This is a genomic window from Nocardia abscessus NBRC 100374, assembly GCF_000308455.1.
GTDB classification, from domain to species: Bacteria; Actinomycetota; Actinomycetes; order Mycobacteriales; family Mycobacteriaceae; genus Nocardia; species Nocardia abscessus.
Genome location: NZ_BAFP01000039.1, coordinates 141,801 through 159,048, shown reverse-complemented (window position 1 = coordinate 159,048; position 17,248 = coordinate 141,801). Strand labels below are relative to the sequence as shown.

The window sequence follows — 17,248 nt, the reverse complement described above, 5'->3', positions numbered from 1 at the left end:
CGAATTTCACTCCGCCCGCGTGGCGAGAACGCCGTTGAGCAGCACTCGCACCGCCCACGCCGCCCGCGCGTCGCCGTCACCGGCCAGCAGAGCGTCCCGCATGGCCACGACGAGGGGATAACGGTCGGCGGGCAGCTCGGCGAAGCGTCGCCGCATCCCGGCGAGGTACTCCTGCTCGGTACCGCCGCCGACGTTGTGCACGCTCTGTTCGGCCGCCGACGCGGTGATGTGGAGAAAGAGCAGGTCCACCGCCCACGAGGCGGTTCGGTCGTCCAGTCCCGCCTCGGTGAGCGAGCCGAGCATCAGTTCCACCAGCCGCAACGCGTTCGGGCTGTCCGGGATCGCGCCGAGCGCGACGAGCGCAAGCCCTTCGTGCCTGCTCATCGCCGCGACCATGGCATCGACCAGCGCGGCGAGCCGCTCCCGCCAATCCGCTCCGGCGGGCTCCGGGACAGCGCCGAGGACATGGTCGAGCATGGCGGTCATCAGATCGTCGCGATTGGCGACGTAGACGTACAGCGAGGCGGCGCCGGTGTCCAAGTCCTGCGCCACCCGGCGCATCGTCAGCGCCGCCGCACCATCCCGATCCAGGATGCGCAGGCCGGTCTCGATGATCACCTCGCGACTCAGCGGAGCTTTGGCCGGGCGGGACCGGCGGCTGACGGCTGCTGCGCTCATGCGCCGAGCATAACCAGCGACGAACGCCGTTCGGGTGATCGGCACGTGCCCGCGCACCGCGCTTGGGCGTGCTTGCGTCACGGTGCGCGACCGGCTGCCCGGTACCGCAGATACACCCGCGTGCATCGCACCCCAGCGCGTGCCGAAGTTCGAGCGATGAGCGAGCCGGGTCGTCGCAAACGGGACATACGAACGGACAGCGGGAGCGCCGACGACACGGCCTGCCTACCCGTGGCCCAGTCGGCAAGGAAAACGATCACAACAAGACTCGTCACGTGATCCAAGACACAGCAGAGAATTTCACACATGACTGTCTGTTGCTGCGGAAAACACCACAACCCGCAGCTCACAGCCGTCGCACAGGCGGACGGAACCGCGCGTGAGAACCCGGACGGCAGCGCGTGATTCGAGCACCGGACAGCACAGCGGAGCGTTCCAGGATTCGGCTTCGTGATGGTTCAAGCCCCCGGTTCGGTCGCCACCGACGCTCTATGCTGGCTTCGGAATGCCGGTAGTGCGCCGGGAAGGAGGGCGCGGGTGCGCAAGAAACCGTCCACCGTGGGTGTCGCACCGGGCGACGGACTGGTCGCCCGCTTCGGTGCGGTCGTCGCCTATCTCGGTGCCGAAACCACCTCCACCGACCGGATACTCGGCACCATCGAAGCCGTGGCCGAGGGTGATCACCCCGGCGCCGCGCTGGCGCAGCGTCTCGCCGCGGTGATCTTCGGCAGCACGGTCCAACCGCCGCCGTTCGGAGTCGTCGCGCCGACCGACGACGGCATGCTGATCCTGCTGCGCGGAGCGGTGACCGCGGAGATCCAGGGCGCGGAGGGCACCCGCCGCCTCGACGGCGGGCGTGCGTTCACCTGGGTGGACGAGATCGTGCGCGAACCGGTGCGCCGCATCACGATCGGCGCGGGCACCGGCGCGCCACCGACCGCGCTGCCCCGCACCGACTTGCGCGCCGGCGTGGTGCCCGGCGGCGGCTTCGTCTTGCACGCCGCGGTGCGCAGCGCCGGGAAGACCGTCGAGCCCCGGCCATCCAAACCTTCCGCACCGGCCGAGCCGGAGCCGACGGCCGCGGCCGGTTTCACGGCGACGCCCGAACCGACCGGCGCTTCCGACGCGGTCGCGCCTGTGGCGCCGCCCGCCCGGCCGACCGAATCGGCTCGCCCCCTTGCCAAACCGCGTCCGCCCCGCCCCGCCGCGGATCGACCGCTCGCCTGGTCGCAGGTGCAGCCCACGCACGAGCCGGTCGCCTTGCGCAAAGCGCCGGAGAACGGTGGGACGCGAGTCCCGCGCCCGGCCGCGCCGTCCGGCGAAGCCGCCGTCGGCGCCCTGGTCACCGAAGACGGGGCCGCCTACCCGTTGAACCGCGCCTATGTCATCGGGCGCGGGCCGCAGGTGGACGAATCGGTCCGCGCCGCCACCGCGACCCCGATCGTCATCCAACGTGACCGCCACGTCTCCCGCGTGCACGCCTATGTGTCGGTCGACGCGGGCAAGGTGTACGTCCGGGACGCCGCCGCCACCTCCGGCACCTTCATCGCCGCTCCCGGCACCGATCAGTGGACTCGGATCAGCACATCCCCGACCGAACTCCCGCCGGGCTGGCGCGTCCGCATCAGCGAGCGAGTCCTCACCTACCGCGGCGACGACCAGCGCACGGGCATGGCCGACATCGCAGGCGCACGCCGCCGCTGATGACCCGCGTCCGCACCGGACCACCGGGACGGACGAAGACCGGTCCACGCCCGCTCCCCGCCGCGTGGAGGGACAATGACGGCATGCACCGAAAAGGACCGAGCCGGGACATCGACGAGTCCGAGCTGACGGTGACCCCGCCCGAAAAGCAGGCCGCGGGCGTCACCGCCGTGGGGGTGGCGCTGAAGCGCTCGGTCGAGGAGATGGGTGTCATCCGCACCGCCCGCACCCTGGCCCGGGTCAATCAGGTGCACGGCTTCGACTGCCCCGGCTGCGCCTGGCCGGAGCCGACCGGCCATCGCAGGCCCGCCGAGTTCTGCGAGAACGGCGCGAAGGCGGTCGCCGAGGAAGCCACGCTGCGCACGGTCACGCCGGAGTTCTTCGCCGCGCACTCGATCGCCGAACTGAGCGAGAAGTCCGGCTACTGGCTCGGCCAGCAGGGCAGGCTCACCCACCCGATGGTGCTGCGGCCCGGCGACACCCACTACTCCCCCATCGCGTGGGACGAGGCCTACCGGCTGATCGCGGACACGCTACGCGGCTTGGACTCGCCCGACGAGGCGGTGTTCTACACCTCCGGCCGCACCAGCAACGAGACCGCGTTCCTCTATCAGCTGCTGGTGCGCAGCTACGGCACCAACAACCTGCCCGACTGCTCCAACATGTGCCACGAGTCCTCCGGCGCCGCACTGTCGGGTTCGATCGGGATCGGCAAGGGCTCGGTCTCCATCGACGACGTCGCCAAGGCCGACCTGATCGTCGTCGCGGGCCAGAACCCGGGCACCAACCATCCGCGGATGCTCAGCGCGCTCGCCGCCGCGAAAGCCGAGGGCGCCCGGATCATCGCGGTGAATCCCCTGCCGGAGACCGGGCTGCTCGCCTTCCGCGATCCGCAGACGGTCAAGGGCGTCACCACCGGTGTGCCGCTCGCCGACGACTTCCTGCAGATCCGCCTCGGCGGCGATATGGCCCTGTTCCAAGCGCTGGGCCGCCTGCTACTGGAAGCCGAGGATCGCGCGCCGGGCACGGTCGTCGACCGGGCATTCGTCGACGCCCACTGCGCGGGCTACGCCGAATACGAAAAGCACGTGCGCGCGGTGGATCTCGCCACCGCGCTGGAAGCGACGGGCCTCAGCACGGCCGAACTCGAGCACACCGCCGAGGTGTTCGCCCGGTCGCGCAACATCATCCTGTGCTGGGCGATGGGGCTGACCCAGCAGGCCGATGCCGTGGCCACCATCGAGGAGGCCATCAACCTGCTGCTGTTGCGCGGCATGATCGGCAAGCCGGGCGCGGGTGTGTGCCCGGTGCGCGGCCACTCCAACGTCCAGGGCGACCGCACCATGGGCATCTGGGAGAAGATGCCCGCCACCTTCCTCGACGCCCTCGACCGCGAGTTCGACATCACCAGCCCGCGCGAGCACGGCCTCGACACCGTCGCGGCCATCCGCGCCATGCGCGACGGGCACGCGAAAGTCTTCTTCGGCATGGGCGGCAACTTCGTCTCCGCCACCCCCGACACCGCCGTGACCGAGGCCGCGCTGCGCGGCTGCGCGCTCACCGTGCAGGTCTCCACCAAACTCAACCGCAGTCACCTCGTGCACGGCCGCACCGCCCTCATCCTGCCCACCCTCGGGCGCACCGACCTCGACCTCGCCCCGGACGGCACCAAAAACCAGGTGTCGGTGGAGGACTCGATGTCGATGGTGCATCTGTCCACCGGCCGGCTGAAGCCGGTCAGCGATCACCTGCGCAGCGAGGTCGCCATCGTCTGCGAACTCGCGCGCGAACTCTTCGGCGCCGATCACGCCGTGCCGTGGGCGCGCTTCGCCCGCGACTACGACACCATCCGCGACGCCATCGCCCGCGTCGTTCCCGGCTGCACCGACTACAACGGGAAAGTCCGCCAGCGCAACGGGTTCCAGCTCCCGCACCCGCCGCGCGACGCCCGCGAATTCCGTACCGCCACCGGCAAGGCCAACTTCGCGGTCAACGAACTGACCTGGCTGCCGGTCCCCGACGGCAGGCTGATCCTGCAAACCCTGCGCAGCCACGACCAATACAACACCACCATCTACGGCCTCGACGACCGCTACCGCGGCATCCACAACGGCCGCAAAGTCGTCCTGGTGCACCCCGACGACATCACCGCGCTCGGCTTCACCGACGGCGATCTGGTGGACGTCGTCTCCGAATGGACCGACGGCACCGAACGCCGCGTCGAAGGCTTCCGCCTGGTGCCCTACCCCACGCCGCGTGGCAACGCCGCCGCCTACTACCCCGAAACCAATCCTCTGGTGCCGCTGGACCACGTCGCGAAACGGTCCAACACACCCGTCTCCAAAGCGGTCACCATCCGATTCGAAGCGAGCACCGGCGGAAAGCCGTTCCCCGCTCATGCCGACCGGGATCCGGCATGAGCGATCGGACCCGGAGGCGGCAGCAGCGTGTAACCACGCACGGCACCGCTCATGCCGGGAGACAGCAGTGCGTAACCACGCAGCGCCCCGCTCATGCCGGAAGAATCGCAGTATGAGCCGCGTCACCGCCCGCCGCCGCACGCGCCGGATCTCGCCCACCGGGGAGATCCTGCGTCCGGACACCCTCGCCGTCGAGGAGCCGCTGGAGATCCGCATCGACAGACGATCGCTGACGGTCACCATGCGCACCCCCGGTGACGACATCGACCTCGTGCACGGATTCCTGCTGAGCGAAGCCATGATCGGCTCCGGCGAGGACATCGTCGCGGCCCGCTACTGCGCGGGCACCGACGACCAGGGCCGCAACACCTACAACGTCCTGGACGTCACCCTGCGCACTCCCGTCCCGGTGCCGACCCGCGCCTTCCTCACCACCGGCGCCTGCGGACTGTGCGGCAAGACCGCCCTGGACGAGGTGCGCACCCGCACCCGATTCCCACTGCCGCCCGGCGGCCCCGTGGTGGACGCCCACACCCTGGCCGCCATGCCCGGCATGCTGCGCGACCGCCAGTCGGTGTTCGACGCCACCGGCGGCTTGCACGCCGCGGGACTGTTCACCGCCGAGGGCGAAGCGCTGGCGGTGCGTGAGGACATCGGCAGGCACAACGCGGTGGACAAGGTGATCGGCTGGGCACTGCGCGAAAACCGGGTCCCCGCCCACGATCTGGTGCTCATCGTGAGCGGGCGCGCCTCGTTCGAGCTGGTGCAGAAGGCCGTCATGGCCGGGATTCCGATGCTTGGCGCGGTCTCGGCGCCGAGTTCGCTCGCGGTCGATCTCGCCGGCGAGGCCGGACTCAGCCTGGTCGGTTTCCTCCGCGGCGACACCATGAACGTCTACAGCGCCCCCGAGCGGATCCGCGCCGTTCCCGGCGCGAGCTCCAGGTTGGCCTGACTCACTATTGCCCCCCGCCTGGCACGCGTTTTACCGTGACTGCACGGAGCCGGAATGGATTCGGCGGGAACGGAGCGGCCGATGCGGATCTCGGTGCAGGGGAACTCCGAGGGCCTACGGGTACGGATGCGGTTCGCGCAGTACCGCCGCCTGCTGCTCACGCGGATCGTGCTGGCCGTGTTGGCGGCGCAAGGCGCCGTCATCGGCCTCTGGGCCACCCTGGCGCCGCACTCCTGGTACACCAGCTTTCCAGGGTTCGGCGCTCGGTGGGTGGCGGCGGACGGCCCCTATAACCACCATCTGGCAGCCGACGTCGGGGCCTTCTTCCTCGCGCTGACCGCGGTGACGATCGCCGCGCTCGTCGTGGACGGGACCACGGCGGCCCGGATCGCGGGCGTCGGCTGGCTGACCTTCGGTATCCCCCACTTCCTGTACCACGTCCTGCACAAGCCGGCCGAGCTGGGCGCGGCGAGCTTCACCACCAGCCTCATCGCGGCGTTCCTGCTCGTGGTCGGCGGAGCGGTCTGCGTCTTCGTTCCGCCGCGCGGGAATCTGCCGCTGTCGGATCCGCAACCGATCACAGTGCGTTTCCCCCGCCGCGGACCCCGCGCATCCCGCTGACCGGCCACCCGGTCCGGCGGGGGTCCGGGACGCCCGTGGGGGATCACCACGGGCGTGATCCGGTGCGTCCGTAGAAGACGGCGAGTTCCCGCCGGTCAGTCCTTCAGCGCGTCGAGCAGCGCCGCGCGCTGCCGCGCTCCGAGACCACCGATGCGGCGGTCCTCGGGGATCTCCGCCTGGTCCATCAGCTTCGCGGCCTTCACCGGGCCGACACCGGGCAGGGCCTTGATCACCGCGGCCACCTTGGTCTTCTTGACCAGCTCGTCGGAGTCGGCCTTCTTCAGCAGGTCCGCGACCGAAACCTTGCCCGCCTTCACCTTGCCGATCAGTTCGGAGCGTGCCTTGCGGACCGCAGCCGCCTTGGCCAGGGCCTCGGTGCGCTGCTCTGCGGTCATGGTAGGCAGTGCCATGTCTCCTCCGCTTCCACTCGTCACTCGAACATCTGGTTGACCGGACCGAGTAAACAGCACGGCACCGAGAGCGCAAGCTCGACACACCGGGGCACGAACAGCGGAAATAGCGATGAATTTCCTCGTTCCACGCCGTCGGAATCGGTGAACGGCCGATGCCCGACGGGCGAAAAGGACGAAAGGAACACCACGTCATGGAGCTGTCCCTCACCCAGTTCGTCACGCTGGACGGCGTGTGCCAGGCGCCCGGCGGTCCACAGGAGGACACCAGCGGCGGTTTCACCCACGGAGGCTGGTCGGTGCCGTTCGGCGACGAGGATTTCGGCGCTTTCGTCGATTCGGTCTTCGACCGGGTGGACGCGTTCCTGCTCGGACGGCGGACCTACGAGATCTTCGCCGGTTACTGGCCGAAGGTCACCGATCCGGACAATCCGGTGGCCACGAAGCTGAATTCGCTGCCCAAGTACGTCGCGTCCCGGACCATGGAGCGCACCGATTGGGCGGGTGCCGAGCTACTGCGTGGCAACCTGCTCGCCGAGGTGACCGCCCTGAAACAACGGCCCGGCAGGGAACTCCAGATGCACGGCAGCGGGAACCTCGCCCGCGGCCTGCTGGCGCACGGGCTGATCGACACCCTGTACCTGCTCACCTTTCCGGTGCTTCTCGGCACCGGCAAGCGCCTGTTCAGCGCCGATGTCCAGCCGACCGGCCTGCGGCTCACGGATTCGCGCGTGACCGGCAGCGGCATCGTCATCGGCACCTACCGCAACGCCGGTGCGCCTCGGTACGGCGACTATTCCGAAGCGGCCGCCTCCGCGCAGTAACACCGGGTGCACCATTCCCGACAGAGTCAGCGAACACCGAGCGCGGGTCACGGTTCAACGGCGAACCAGGGGGGATCAACGGCGATCCCCCGAATCCGGCGCAATCGGCCCGCACCGAACGGCGCCGCTACCCGCGTCACACAACAGACCGCCGTGGCGGTTCACCCGGCCGTGACAGCATGACGGCATGGACCCGAGCACTCCGCCGGGAGCGTCCGCGGCGCTGTGGCTGTGGGCCGGGCAGGCGATCTATCGCGGACCGTCGCTGCGTCTGGCGGCGCATTCGACCGCGGTCGACTGCCTTGCCGTCGGGGTGGACGCCCCGTTCACGCTCGAGGCCGACGACATCGCGCGCCCCGCACGCAGCGCGCTGATCCCGCCGCGCCGGGTACATCGCGTGGTCGCGGGCGGCGACCACATGATGTTCTGCTATCTGGACCCCGGATCGCGCACCGCTCGGGCATGCCGCGAGCGGATGATCCGGTGGGACAACGAATTCGGACTGGACCACCGAGCAGAGACCGCACTCGTCGCGGCCGCGCGCGACGCACGTCCCGATCCGTGCTCCCTGGCGGAACTCGTCGGTGCGGCGCCGGTCCCCGCACTGGACGAGCGCGTGGCGGAGGCGATGGCGACCCTCCTGACCCATCCCGAACGAGAACTCACCGCCGACCGGTTCGCCGCGGCGGCGCACCTGTCGGAGTCGCGATTCCTGCACCTGTTCTCGGCCCAGGCGGGCACCTCGTTCCGGAGATACCGGCTCTGGGCCAGGATGCTCGGCGCCGGACGCGCGATCGCCGAAGGCGCGAACCTCACCGTCGCCTCGGCCGCCGCCGGATTCGCCAGCCCGTCTCATTTCAGTGACGCGTTCCGCGCGTTGTTCGGACTCTCGCCCACCGCGCTGCTGTCCACCGGAGTCCGGATCGTCGTACTGGACCGAGCGTACGGGGATCGAATCGGACGCGCGGACTTGCTAGGCTGAAAATTAGAACACGTTTCACTTCGAAGGAGACTCATGGCCAAGCAGATCCGCGACGTGGTCGAGCAGTACGTCAAGCTGGTCGGCTCGGGCCCGACCGAGGAGATCGTGCACCTGTACGCGCCCGACGCCATCGTCGAGGACCCGGTGGGCACCCCGCCCAAGCGCGGCCACGACGCCATCCGTGAGTTCTACGAGGTGATCGCCGCACTCGATCGAGAGACCGAACTGCGGCCCGAGGACATCAGGATCGCGGGCAACCAAGCCGCGTTCCCGTTCACCATCGTCACCAAGGTCGGCGGGCAGCGCTTCGTCCTCTCGCCGATCGACGTGATGCAGTTCGACGAGGAAGGCCGGATCACCGGGATGCGCGCCTACTGGAGTCAGGAGGACATGCGGGTCGAGCCCGAGTAACCCGCATGGCGGCCGGGTGTGCCAGGTCACAGCCGCGGCCCCATCACATTCCGGCACGGTCTCTCGTCCGAGAAGTAGGAACCACATCCGCTGATCGAAGGAGACCGCCATGGGCGTCACCCGTATCGCCGCCGTCACCCCGCAGCAGGCCGGACCGATGACCAAGCTGCTGTACCGGCTGGCCAAGCGCCGCTTCCGGGAAGTGCCGGAGCCCTTCGCCGTCACCGCCAACCATCCGAAGCTGCTCACCGCGAACGCGGTCCACGAGACCATGGTGGACAAGGCCAGCACGGCCCTACCCGCCGTGATCCGCGAAATCGCCGTCTACCGGACGGCGTGGACGATCGGCTGTTCGTGGTGCGTCGACTTCGGCGCCATGCTGATGCGCCTGGGCGAACTGGACGTCGCTCGGCTCGAGCACATCGCGGACTACGCGACCTCGCCGCTGTACTCCGACGACGAGCGCGCCGCCATCGCCTACGCCGACGCGATGACCGCCACGCCGACCGCGGCCACCGACGAGCAGGTCGCCGACCTCGAGCGGCGCTTCGGCCGAGCAGGCGTCATCGAGCTCAGCTATCAGATCGCGCTGGAAAACTCACGCGCCCGGTTCAATTCGGCGCTGGGGATCACCGCGCAGGGTTTCAGCACCGATTCCTGCCGGGTGCCCTGGGCGTGAAAGTGGCCGCGGCGCTGCGGGAAAGGTCCGGCCCGGCCTGGTACTTCGGCGTCGCGGGCACTCCGGACTGTCGCTGCGGCGTGGAATGCACTAAGAATAAGAGGTGTTGACCTCGCCGGCCGCGCCGCGGCCGGCGAGCTATCGTTTGCGAGCTCGGCTGAACGGTAGGCCGTACCGGCGTCTTCGGTTTCTCGAGTTCCCCTCCGCCCGACCGTTTGGAGCCGCATGCTCGACGAACAGACCCCGGACGACGACGTCGCACGGCTGGCGAGACGAGTCGAGAAGGCCCGCGGCCGCCTCGCCTATCAGTTCGACCCGGCACTGACCGGCGCCCTGTCGGAGGACGAACTGTTCGCCGAACGCGATCTGGCCGAACGGATCCGGACCCAGGATCGCGACCAGCGCTGGAAGCAGGCCGAGGCGTCCGCCGCGGCATCCGACCGGGCGCGGCACACCTCGGAGGCCATCGAGAAGGCCGAGATCAGGGATCTGCTGTTGGCGCGCAAGGCGATCGCCGCGCAGCGCCGCGCGTCCAGCCCGCACGTCAGGCTGGCGTCGCTGTACCGGCACCGTTCGTGGTCGCTCGGCTCGCTGGCGGGCGTGGTCGCCGCCGGGATGCTGTGGTCGGCGGTCAACGTCCAGCACAACATCGCGCCGGGCGGGCCGACCGACCCGCTGTACTGGTTCAGCTACCTGCTCGAGGCGATGATCAGCGTGTCGCTGATCATCATCATGATCGGCACGAACAAGGTCACCGAGTGGGGCGTGCTGGACAACCGCAGCCAAGTGGCGGCTGCCGAAGTCGCCTTGCTCGCACTCACCGTGGCTCTGAACACCTATCCCTACGTGAGCGAGGGGCGGTGGTTCGACGCCGCCGTCCACGGGGTCGCTCCGGTGATGATCGGCGTCGCACTGCTCATCCACGACGCCGCGAGCGCTCGATACGGGCGTGCGATCAGCTACGCCACCGAGCAGGTACGGAATCTGCCCGACCCGATCGGGCACGAGCCCTTGCCGGAACGCTCCCCGGAAGACACTCGGTCCGGCGCCGACCTCCCCGTGAGTTTCCACGCTCAATTGGTCCACGGCGCGCACAGCTAGGTGCGCCCGCGCAGCGGCGCGACGAAGGTCCCGGCGGTCAGTACGGGTATCGCCGTTCGACCGCGTCCTTGGCCTCTTTCAACCCGCAGCCGGTGAGCTCGCGATACCGCTTGATCGCGTGAATCTTCTTGCCCTGCACCAGTAGTGCGTCGACTTCCGCCATGCCGTCGCCGCGCGGAACCGACGGCACGGCGCGCACCGGCGCGACCGGCGCCGGTGCCTCGATGCCCAGATGGGTCATGATCAGATCGAGCTTGACGTGCAATGCGTCGACCTTGCGCTCCAAGCGCCGGTTGGCAAACATGAACCGATCGTAACGAGCGCGCGGTTCAGGCGGCGGCGAGCACGGCGTCGGCGAGGCTCGGCATGACCTCGAAGCGCGCGCGATCACCGGCCAGTTGCAGCAGTCGGTCCACGCACCGCGGACCGGTGACCAGACGCAGCCTGCGACCGGTCTGCGCCAGCACAGAGCGTGCGTCGATCAGCACCTGTAGCCCGGGGACGCCGAAGAACGTGACTTTGGACAGATCGACAACCACCACCGGCGCCGCCGCGCCCAGCGAACCGATCAGCCTGCGGCGGAACACCTCGACGGTGAAGTGATCGACCTCGCCCGCGAGCGCACACAGCGTGACCAGGTCGCTCGGGGCGGTAACGGAAATCTTGAGCCGCTCGGCCGGGTGATCGGCGTTGCGAACGGCGGGGAGAACGTACGTGGGATTGGCCAAGCCTGTCGACATGAGGACCTCGGTCCTGTCGCCCGCGGCAATCTCGTACAGTGCTCACGGGAACGATGCGCCCCGGGCGAAACCCACGCCGGAACTAGGCTGTTTGCTCAACCCTCACGAAGAGGTACCCCCGCGAGAACGCCGCCACACCCGAACTATGCGGACTTCTCCCGGCGCTCCGCCCGCTGTGCCTTGCGCGGCACGATGGTGGGCAGGACGTTGTCGTTGACGGTGTCCGCGTTGACGACCACCTTGGCGACATCGTCGCGGCTGGGGATGTCGTACATGGCGGGCTGCAGGACTTCTTCCATGATCGCCCGCAGGCCGCGCGCGCCGGTGCCGCGCAGGATCGCCTGGTCGGCGACGGCCTCCAGCGCGTCGTCGGTGAACTCGAGGTCGACCCCGTCCATCTCGAACAACCGGACGTACTGTTTGACCAGTGCGTTCTTCGGCTCGGAGAGGATCTTGACCAGCGATTCCTTGTCCAGGTTGGTCACCGAGGCGACCACGGGCAGACGGCCGATGAACTCGGGGATCAGGCCGAACTTGATCAGATCCTCCGGCATGACGTCCGCGAAGTGATCGGTGGTGTCGATCTCGGCCTTGGACCGCACCTCGGCGCCGAATCCGATGCCACGATGACCGGTACGGTCGGAGATGATCTTCTCCAGCCCCGCGAAGGCGCCCGCCACGATGAACAGCACATTAGTGGTGTCGATCTGGATGAACTCCTGGTGCGGGTGCTTACGTCCGCCCTGCGGCGGCACACTCGCCTGGGTGCCCTCCAGGATCTTCAGCAGCGCCTGCTGCACACCCTCTCCGGAGACGTCGCGGGTGATCGACGGGTTCTCGCTCTTGCGGGCGATCTTGTCGACCTCGTCGATGTAGATGATGCCGGTCTCGGCGCGCTTGACGTCGTAGTCGGCGGCCTGGATCAGCTTCAGCAGGATGTTCTCGACGTCCTCGCCGACGTATCCGGCCTCGGTGAGCGCGGTGGCGTCGGCGATGGCGAACGGAACGTTCAACATCTTCGCCAACGTCTGGGCCAGATAGGTCTTGCCACAGCCGGTGGGGCCCAGCATCAGGATGTTGGACTTGGCCAGCTCGACGGTCTCGCCGCGGCTGTCGCGACCCTTGTCACCGGCCTGGATGCGCTTGTAATGGTTGTAGACGGCCACCGCGAGAGTGCGCTTGGCGGTGTCCTGCCCGATGACGTAGTTCTCCAGGAAGTCCCGGATCTCGGCGGGCTTGGGCAACTCATCGAGCTTGACCTCGCTCGATTCGGCGAGTTCCTCCTCGATGATCTCGTTGCAGAGATCGATGCACTCGTCGCAGATGTACACCCCTGGTCCCGCAATGAGCTTCTTGACCTGCTTCTGGCTCTTTCCGCAGAACGAGCACTTCAGCAGATCGCCGCCATCTCCGATGCGCGCCATCTCGTGGGTCCCTACTTCCTTGTCCGCGTGCAACCGTCCGTCCAGGTTGCCAGCTGTCCACCACTTTCGCAGCCGCAAACGCATCGGCTGATTCTGGATCGGTGGGCAGTGCTGTCAACCGGGAGCAAAGGTCCCTAGGTCGACCGTACCCGGTGTTCGGGATGGAGGTCGACAACTCGCGCATGTTTCTCGCGCGGGTTGTGCGTGTTGTCACGACGCCGAAAGGCGATCCGCCCGCCGGACCGGCGATCGAGACCTCCCGACCGCCCGACGCGCCGTCGCGGGGTTCGAACAAATTCTCGAACCTCGGCGGCGCGTGAGCGGTCCGGCCGGGCAGCATACCGCGTGGCATACTTCCCGGCCGGAATTCCCTGTTGCGAAGCAATTTACAAGCGAATCACCGCCGGGATCGGCAATTCGCCCCGTCGTCCCGGCCAGGCCGGAAACGACTATTCGCGACTTATTTCTGCGCGCTGAGCTTGCGGTAGTCGAACACCGTGTCGATGATCCCGTACTCCTTGGCATCTTCGGCCGTCAGGATCTTGTCGCGGTCGGTGTCCTTGCGGATGGTGTCGGCGTCCTTGCCGGTGTGCCGCGCGAGCGTGGTCTCCATCAGGCGACGCATGCGCTCGATCTCGGCGGCCTGGATCTCCAGGTCCGACACCTGACCCTGGATGCCACCCTCCAGCGACGGCTGGTGGATCAGGACGCGCGCGTTGGGCAGGCAGGCCCGCTTGCCGGGGGTGCCCGCGGCCAGCAGCACGGCCGCGGCCGAGGCGGCCTGGCCCAGGCAGACGGTGGCGACGTCGGCGCGCACGTACTGCATGGTGTCGTAGATGGCCATCAGCGAGGTGAACGAGCCACCCGGCGAGTTGATGTACATGGTGATGTCGCGGTCGGGGTCCAGCGACTCCAGTACCAGCAGCTGCGCCATGATGTCGTTCGCCGAGGCGTCGTCCACCTGTACGCCGAGGAAGATGATGCGCTCCTCGAACAGCTTGTTGTACGGGTTGGACTCCTTGACGCCGAAGCTCGAGTGCTCGATGAACGACGGCAGGATATAGCGCGCCTGCGGGCTCTGCGGTGCGATGCCGGACAGGCCGGCGCGCGGGTCGATCGAATTGGCCATCTTCGTCTCCAAAGTCGGTGCGGCGGCCGGACGTTCGAGGTGTCCGGGGGCCTGTGGGTGATCCGGTGCGTTACTTCTTGGCGCCGTTGGCCTGATTCGCGTGGCTGATCACGTGGTCGATGAAGCCGTATTCCAGGGCTTCGGACGCGGTGAACCAGCGGTCGCGGTCGGCGTCGGCGGTGACCTGCTCGACCGACTTGCCGGTGTGCATCGCCTGCAGCTCGTTCAGCTCCCGCTTCGTGTGCGCGAACTGCTCGGCCATGATCGCGATGTCGGCCGCCGAGCCGCCGATCCCCGCGGAGGGCTGGTGCATCATGATGCGCGCGTGCGGCAGCGCGTAGCGCTTGCCCTTGGTGCCCGCGGTGAGCAGGAACTGCCCCATCGACGCGGCCAGGCCCATGCCGTAGGTGGCGATGTCGCACTCGGCGAACTGCATCGTGTCGTAGATGGCCATGCCCGCGGTCACCGAGCCGCCCGGCGAGTTGATGTAGAGCGAGATGTCCCTGGTGGGATCCTCCGCCGAGAGCAACAGGAGCTGCGCGCACAATTTGTTGGCGATGTCGTCGTCGACCTGCGTGCCGAGGAAGATGATGCGCTCACGCAGCAGGCGCTCGTACACCGAATCACTGAGGTTGAGACCAGCAGTCGCGGTTGTCATGACCCCTGCCTGGTTGATTGTCACGGATACCTGCCTTCTCTCGCCGGCTCGTTGCGGATTGCCACATAGCCATCACTGGTTGGGTACGCCGCACCCGATCGGACCGGGCGTATCCAACTTGCCGTCACAAACATTAACGAAGCAGGGCGGCACCGAACTCCCGGTACCGCCCTTTCTTCGCTCACAGCGCAATCAGCGCACCTCACGGGCGTCGATCACGCCGACATTCCATGGAATTATTCGGCGTCCGCCGCGGCGGTCTCGCCCGCGTTGTCCTCGTCCGCGGAATCGGCGGGCTCGCCGAACATTTCGGCGGTGTCCACCGGGTTACCCGCGGAGTCGGTGACCGTCACCTTGCCGACCACGCCCGCCAGCGCCTTGCCGCGGCGCACGTCGGCGAACACCGCGCCGAGCTGGCCCGCCTGCTGCACCTGCTGGATGAACTGCTCCGGCGACATGCCGTAGCGCTGCGCCTGGAACAGGATCCGCTCGGTGAGTTCGTCCTGGCCGACCTGGGTGCCCTCCGCCTCGGCGATCGCGTCCAGCAGCAGCTGGGTCTTGACCGACTTCTCAGCGGCCTCCTTGGTCTCGGTGTCGAACTCCTCGCGGGTGCTGCCCTGCGCCTCGAGCGCCTCGGCGAACTTGGCCTCGTCGTGATCGAAGCCGTGCACCGCGTCGTGGGTCACGGCGTCGATCTCGGCCTTCACCACGGCCTCGGGCAGCGGCACCTCGACCTGCTCGAGCAGGGTCTCCAGCACCTTGTCGCGGATCTCGCCCGCCTGCTGCACCTTCTTGACCCGTTCGACGCGGCTGCGCAGGTCGGCCTTCAGCTCCTCCAGGGTGTCGAATTCGCTGGCCAGCTGGGCGAACTCGTCGTCGGCCTCGGGCAGCTCGCGCTCCTTGACGGTCTGCACGGTGACGGTGATGACCGCCTCCTTGCCCGCATGCTCGCCCGCGACCAGCTTCGAGGTGAACTCCTTCGACTCGCCCGCCGACAATCCGACCAGCGCCTCGTCCAGGCCCTCGATGAGCTGACCGGAGCCGACCTCGTGGGACAGGCCGGTGGTGGCGGCCTCGGCCACCTCCTCGCCGTCCACGGTCGCGGAGAGGTCGATCGAGACGAAGTCGCCGTCCTGCACCGGACGCTCGACACCGGCCAGGGTGCCGAAGCGCTGGCGCAGCGACTGCAACTGCTCCTCGATGTCCTCGTCGCCGACGGTGAACGAGTCGACGGTGACCGCGATGCTCTCGTAGTCCGGCAGGGCGATCTCCGGACGCACGTCGACCTCGGCGGTGAAGGCGAGCTCCTGGCCGTCCTCGATCTTGGTGATCTCGATCTCGGGCTGTCCGATGACCTTCACCTCGGAGGTGGTGACGGCCTCGCTGTAGCGACCGGGCAGGGCGTCGTTGACGACCTGCTCCAGGATGGCGCCACGGCCGAGGCGGGCCTCGAGCAGCTTCGCGGGCGCCTTGCCGGGACGGAAACCGGGGATGCGGACCTGCTTGGCCAGCGCCTTGTACGCACGGTCGAAATCGGGCTTCAGCTCATCGAAGGGCACCTCGACATTGATCCGGACCCGGGTCGGGCTCAGCTGCTCGACGGTGCTCTTCACGGACATGCTCCTTGTTCGTTGTTCGTACTGGTTGACGTTCGGTGTGCGGCGCGCCACCCCGCACTCCGGGGTCGGAATGGCGGACGAGGCGGCCCTACGCTGGCTGCCGCGCTCCCCCACCGGCGCCGATCCGAACCGGAGTCCCGGCCTCGGCCGAGACGACGAGGGGTGCGGCGTACGCCACGCATCCCGACCAGGTTAGTTGACCGGTCGAGCGGGCCTGCATCCGGCGGTGGCTCGGCGGGCCGCGCGGGCCGGGGCTACTTCCCCACCGAGACCGCGTCGGTGACGAAGACCAGCGTCTCGTACGGCGCGATGCCGCGCCCGCCCGCGCCGTAGCCCAGCTCGGGCGGCACGATCAACAGCCGGCGCGAGCCTTCCTGGACGCCGACGAGCCCCTGGTCCCAGCCGTCGATGACCTGGCCGGCGCCGAGGTCGAGCTGGAACGGCTTGCCGCGATTGAACGAGCTGTCCAGCGTCTTCTTGTCCGACCAGGTCACCAGCGCGTAGTTCATGGTCAGCGGCTGGCCGGGCTCGGCGCCGGGGCCGCCGCCCTCGATCAGGTCCTTGGTGATCAGTTGCTTGGGCGGATCGCAGTCGTCCGGGATGGTGACGGTCGGCGCGGCGCCGAAGTCGCCGGTGACGCGGATGTCGTCGGCGGTGCACTCCCGGCCCTTGCTCGGGGTGGCCGGGCGCTGCGCGGCGGAAGGCCCCGCCGCCGCGGTGGTGTTCGTCGAGGAGACGGTCGCGGCGGTCGGTTCGTCGTCCGAGCCGCAGGCCGCCAGCGCGATGGTCGTCGCGGCGAGGGCGCCGATCCCGATGATCCTTCCCAGTATGTGCATGCCGCGGACCCTAGACCACGTGCGCCCGGTCCGCTCGGCCGGGCGGACGACCCTCCCGCG

The 17,248-nt window shown here is 68.6% G+C and carries 19 protein-coding genes; 10 read left to right on the top strand and 9 right to left on the bottom strand.

The features are described 5' to 3' along the window. Window positions 1–6: 6 nt before the first annotated feature. Complete coding sequence (locus ON19_RS08010) at window positions 7–678, bottom strand: TetR/AcrR family transcriptional regulator (protein WP_043688624.1); 672 nt, start codon at window positions 676–678, stop codon at window positions 7–9. Between the two features lie 537 nt (window positions 679–1,215). Here ON19_RS08010 and ON19_RS08005 point away from each other — a divergent pair. The 4 genes from ON19_RS08005 (at window position 1,216) to ON19_RS38765 (ending at window position 6,375) form a co-directional block, all read left to right on the top strand. After that, window positions 1,216–2,382 (top strand): FHA domain-containing protein, encoded by a 1,167-nt coding sequence (locus tag ON19_RS08005; protein WP_043688623.1) that lies wholly within the window; start codon window positions 1,216–1,218, stop codon window positions 2,380–2,382. An 83-nt stretch (window positions 2,383–2,465) separates the two neighbouring features. Further along, the gene (locus ON19_RS08000; RefSeq protein ID WP_051168646.1) at window positions 2,466–4,802 is read left to right on the top strand and encodes an FdhF/YdeP family oxidoreductase; all 2,337 of its coding nucleotides are present in this window, start codon (window positions 2,466–2,468) and stop codon (window positions 4,800–4,802) included. A gap of 112 nt (window positions 4,803–4,914) precedes the next feature. Further along, the gene (gene fdhD / locus ON19_RS07995) at window positions 4,915–5,754 is read left to right on the top strand and encodes a formate dehydrogenase accessory sulfurtransferase FdhD (protein WP_043688622.1); all 840 of its coding nucleotides are present in this window, start codon (window positions 4,915–4,917) and stop codon (window positions 5,752–5,754) included. A gap of 81 nt (window positions 5,755–5,835) precedes the next feature. Further along, entirely contained in the window at window positions 5,836–6,375 is a 540-nt protein-coding gene (locus ON19_RS38765) for a hypothetical protein (RefSeq protein ID WP_051168645.1), read from the top strand. Window positions 6,376–6,470: 95 nt separating this feature from the next. Here ON19_RS38765 and mihF read toward each other — a convergent pair whose 3' ends face one another. Beyond that, window positions 6,471–6,785, bottom strand: a complete 315-nt coding sequence (gene mihF / locus ON19_RS07985) for an integration host factor, actinobacterial type (protein WP_029895202.1) — start codon at window positions 6,783–6,785, stop codon at window positions 6,471–6,473. A gap of 194 nt (window positions 6,786–6,979) precedes the next feature. Here mihF and ON19_RS07980 point away from each other — a divergent pair, with 194 nt between their 5' ends. The 5 genes from ON19_RS07980 to ON19_RS07960 all read left to right on the top strand — a co-directional run bounded on the left by ON19_RS07980 (window position 6,980) and on the right by ON19_RS07960 (window position 10,782). After that, on the top strand, window positions 6,980–7,609 hold the full coding sequence (locus ON19_RS07980) for a dihydrofolate reductase family protein (protein WP_043688621.1): 630 nt from the start codon (window positions 6,980–6,982) through the stop codon (window positions 7,607–7,609). A 187-nt stretch (window positions 7,610–7,796) separates the two neighbouring features. Further along, window positions 7,797–8,591: a helix-turn-helix domain-containing protein gene (locus ON19_RS07975; RefSeq protein WP_043688620.1), complete on the top strand. Its 795-nt coding sequence runs from the start codon at window positions 7,797–7,799 to the stop codon at window positions 8,589–8,591. A gap of 33 nt (window positions 8,592–8,624) precedes the next feature. Next, complete coding sequence (locus tag ON19_RS07970) at window positions 8,625–9,002, top strand: nuclear transport factor 2 family protein (protein ID WP_043688619.1); 378 nt, start codon at window positions 8,625–8,627, stop codon at window positions 9,000–9,002. Between the two features lie 109 nt (window positions 9,003–9,111). Next, a complete protein-coding gene (locus ON19_RS07965; RefSeq protein ID WP_043688618.1) occupies window positions 9,112–9,681 on the top strand; it encodes a carboxymuconolactone decarboxylase family protein in 570 nt (189 codons plus the stop codon). Between the two features lie 225 nt (window positions 9,682–9,906). After that, complete coding sequence (locus tag ON19_RS07960; RefSeq protein WP_227954425.1) at window positions 9,907–10,782, top strand: hypothetical protein; 876 nt, start codon at window positions 9,907–9,909, stop codon at window positions 10,780–10,782. A 37-nt stretch (window positions 10,783–10,819) separates the two neighbouring features. On the opposite strand, the gene ON19_RS07955 is transcribed toward ON19_RS07960, so the two are convergent. The 3 genes from ON19_RS07955 to clpX all read right to left on the bottom strand — a co-directional run bounded on the left by ON19_RS07955 (window position 10,820) and on the right by clpX (window position 12,946). Then, window positions 10,820–11,086: a ribosomal protein bL12 gene (locus ON19_RS07955; RefSeq protein ID WP_051168639.1), complete on the bottom strand. Its 267-nt coding sequence runs from the start codon at window positions 11,084–11,086 to the stop codon at window positions 10,820–10,822. Window positions 11,087–11,111: 25 nt separating this feature from the next. Beyond that, the gene (locus ON19_RS07950; RefSeq protein WP_051168638.1) at window positions 11,112–11,522 is read right to left on the bottom strand and encodes an STAS domain-containing protein; all 411 of its coding nucleotides are present in this window, start codon (window positions 11,520–11,522) and stop codon (window positions 11,112–11,114) included. Window positions 11,523–11,665: 143 nt separating this feature from the next. Beyond that, window positions 11,666–12,946, bottom strand: a complete 1,281-nt coding sequence (clpX, locus tag ON19_RS07945) for an ATP-dependent Clp protease ATP-binding subunit ClpX (RefSeq protein WP_043688668.1) — start codon at window positions 12,944–12,946, stop codon at window positions 11,666–11,668. A gap of 161 nt (window positions 12,947–13,107) precedes the next feature. Here clpX and ON19_RS41690 point away from each other — a divergent pair, with 161 nt between their 5' ends. Next, window positions 13,108–13,266 (top strand): hypothetical protein, encoded by a 159-nt coding sequence (locus tag ON19_RS41690; protein WP_157229623.1) that lies wholly within the window; start codon window positions 13,108–13,110, stop codon window positions 13,264–13,266. Window positions 13,267–13,406: 140 nt separating this feature from the next. On the opposite strand, the gene ON19_RS07940 is transcribed toward ON19_RS41690, so the two are convergent. The 4 genes from ON19_RS07940 to ON19_RS07925 all read right to left on the bottom strand — a co-directional run bounded on the left by ON19_RS07940 (window position 13,407) and on the right by ON19_RS07925 (window position 17,188). Further along, window positions 13,407–14,075 (bottom strand): ATP-dependent Clp protease proteolytic subunit, encoded by a 669-nt coding sequence (locus tag ON19_RS07940; protein WP_040865481.1) that lies wholly within the window; start codon window positions 14,073–14,075, stop codon window positions 13,407–13,409. Window positions 14,076–14,145: 70 nt separating this feature from the next. Continuing rightward, window positions 14,146–14,733: an ATP-dependent Clp protease proteolytic subunit gene (locus ON19_RS07935; RefSeq protein WP_043688617.1), complete on the bottom strand. Its 588-nt coding sequence runs from the start codon at window positions 14,731–14,733 to the stop codon at window positions 14,146–14,148. Between the two features lie 236 nt (window positions 14,734–14,969). Beyond that, window positions 14,970–16,346 carry a trigger factor gene (gene tig / locus ON19_RS07930; RefSeq protein WP_043688667.1) on the bottom strand — a complete coding sequence of 459 codons (1,377 nt, stop codon included), beginning with the start codon at window positions 16,344–16,346 and terminating at the stop codon, window positions 14,970–14,972. Window positions 16,347–16,606: 260 nt separating this feature from the next. After that, window positions 16,607–17,188: an FKBP-type peptidyl-prolyl cis-trans isomerase gene (locus ON19_RS07925; RefSeq protein WP_043688616.1), complete on the bottom strand. Its 582-nt coding sequence runs from the start codon at window positions 17,186–17,188 to the stop codon at window positions 16,607–16,609. Window positions 17,189–17,248 lie beyond the last annotated feature (60 nt).

Coding starts and splice junctions, on each gene's coding strand:
- ON19_RS08010 (WP_043688624.1), bottom strand. CDS start 678: ATGAGCGCAGCAGCCGTCAGCCGCCGGTCCCGCCCGGCCAAAGCTCCG.
- ON19_RS08000 (WP_051168646.1), top strand. CDS start 2,466: ATGCACCGAAAAGGACCGAGCCGGGACATCGACGAGTCCGAGCTGACG.
- fdhD (WP_043688622.1), top strand. CDS start 4,915: ATGAGCCGCGTCACCGCCCGCCGCCGCACGCGCCGGATCTCGCCCACC.
- ON19_RS38765 (WP_051168645.1), top strand. CDS start 5,836: ATGCGGATCTCGGTGCAGGGGAACTCCGAGGGCCTACGGGTACGGATG.
- mihF (WP_029895202.1), bottom strand. CDS start 6,785: ATGGCACTGCCTACCATGACCGCAGAGCAGCGCACCGAGGCCCTGGCC.
- ON19_RS07980 (WP_043688621.1), top strand. CDS start 6,980: ATGGAGCTGTCCCTCACCCAGTTCGTCACGCTGGACGGCGTGTGCCAG.
- ON19_RS07975 (WP_043688620.1), top strand. CDS start 7,797: ATGGACCCGAGCACTCCGCCGGGAGCGTCCGCGGCGCTGTGGCTGTGG.
- ON19_RS07970 (WP_043688619.1), top strand. CDS start 8,625: ATGGCCAAGCAGATCCGCGACGTGGTCGAGCAGTACGTCAAGCTGGTC.
- ON19_RS07965 (WP_043688618.1), top strand. CDS start 9,112: ATGGGCGTCACCCGTATCGCCGCCGTCACCCCGCAGCAGGCCGGACCG.
- ON19_RS07960 (WP_227954425.1), top strand. CDS start 9,907: ATGCTCGACGAACAGACCCCGGACGACGACGTCGCACGGCTGGCGAGA.
- ON19_RS07955 (WP_051168639.1), bottom strand. CDS start 11,086: ATGTTTGCCAACCGGCGCTTGGAGCGCAAGGTCGACGCATTGCACGTC.
- ON19_RS07950 (WP_051168638.1), bottom strand. CDS start 11,522: ATGTCGACAGGCTTGGCCAATCCCACGTACGTTCTCCCCGCCGTTCGC.
- clpX (WP_043688668.1), bottom strand. CDS start 12,946: ATGGCGCGCATCGGAGATGGCGGCGATCTGCTGAAGTGCTCGTTCTGC.
- ON19_RS41690 (WP_157229623.1), top strand. CDS start 13,108: ATGGAGGTCGACAACTCGCGCATGTTTCTCGCGCGGGTTGTGCGTGTT.
- ON19_RS07940 (WP_040865481.1), bottom strand. CDS start 14,075: ATGGCCAATTCGATCGACCCGCGCGCCGGCCTGTCCGGCATCGCACCG.
- ON19_RS07935 (WP_043688617.1), bottom strand. CDS start 14,733: ATGACAACCGCGACTGCTGGTCTCAACCTCAGTGATTCGGTGTACGAG.
- ON19_RS07925 (WP_043688616.1), bottom strand. CDS start 17,188: ATGCACATACTGGGAAGGATCATCGGGATCGGCGCCCTCGCCGCGACG.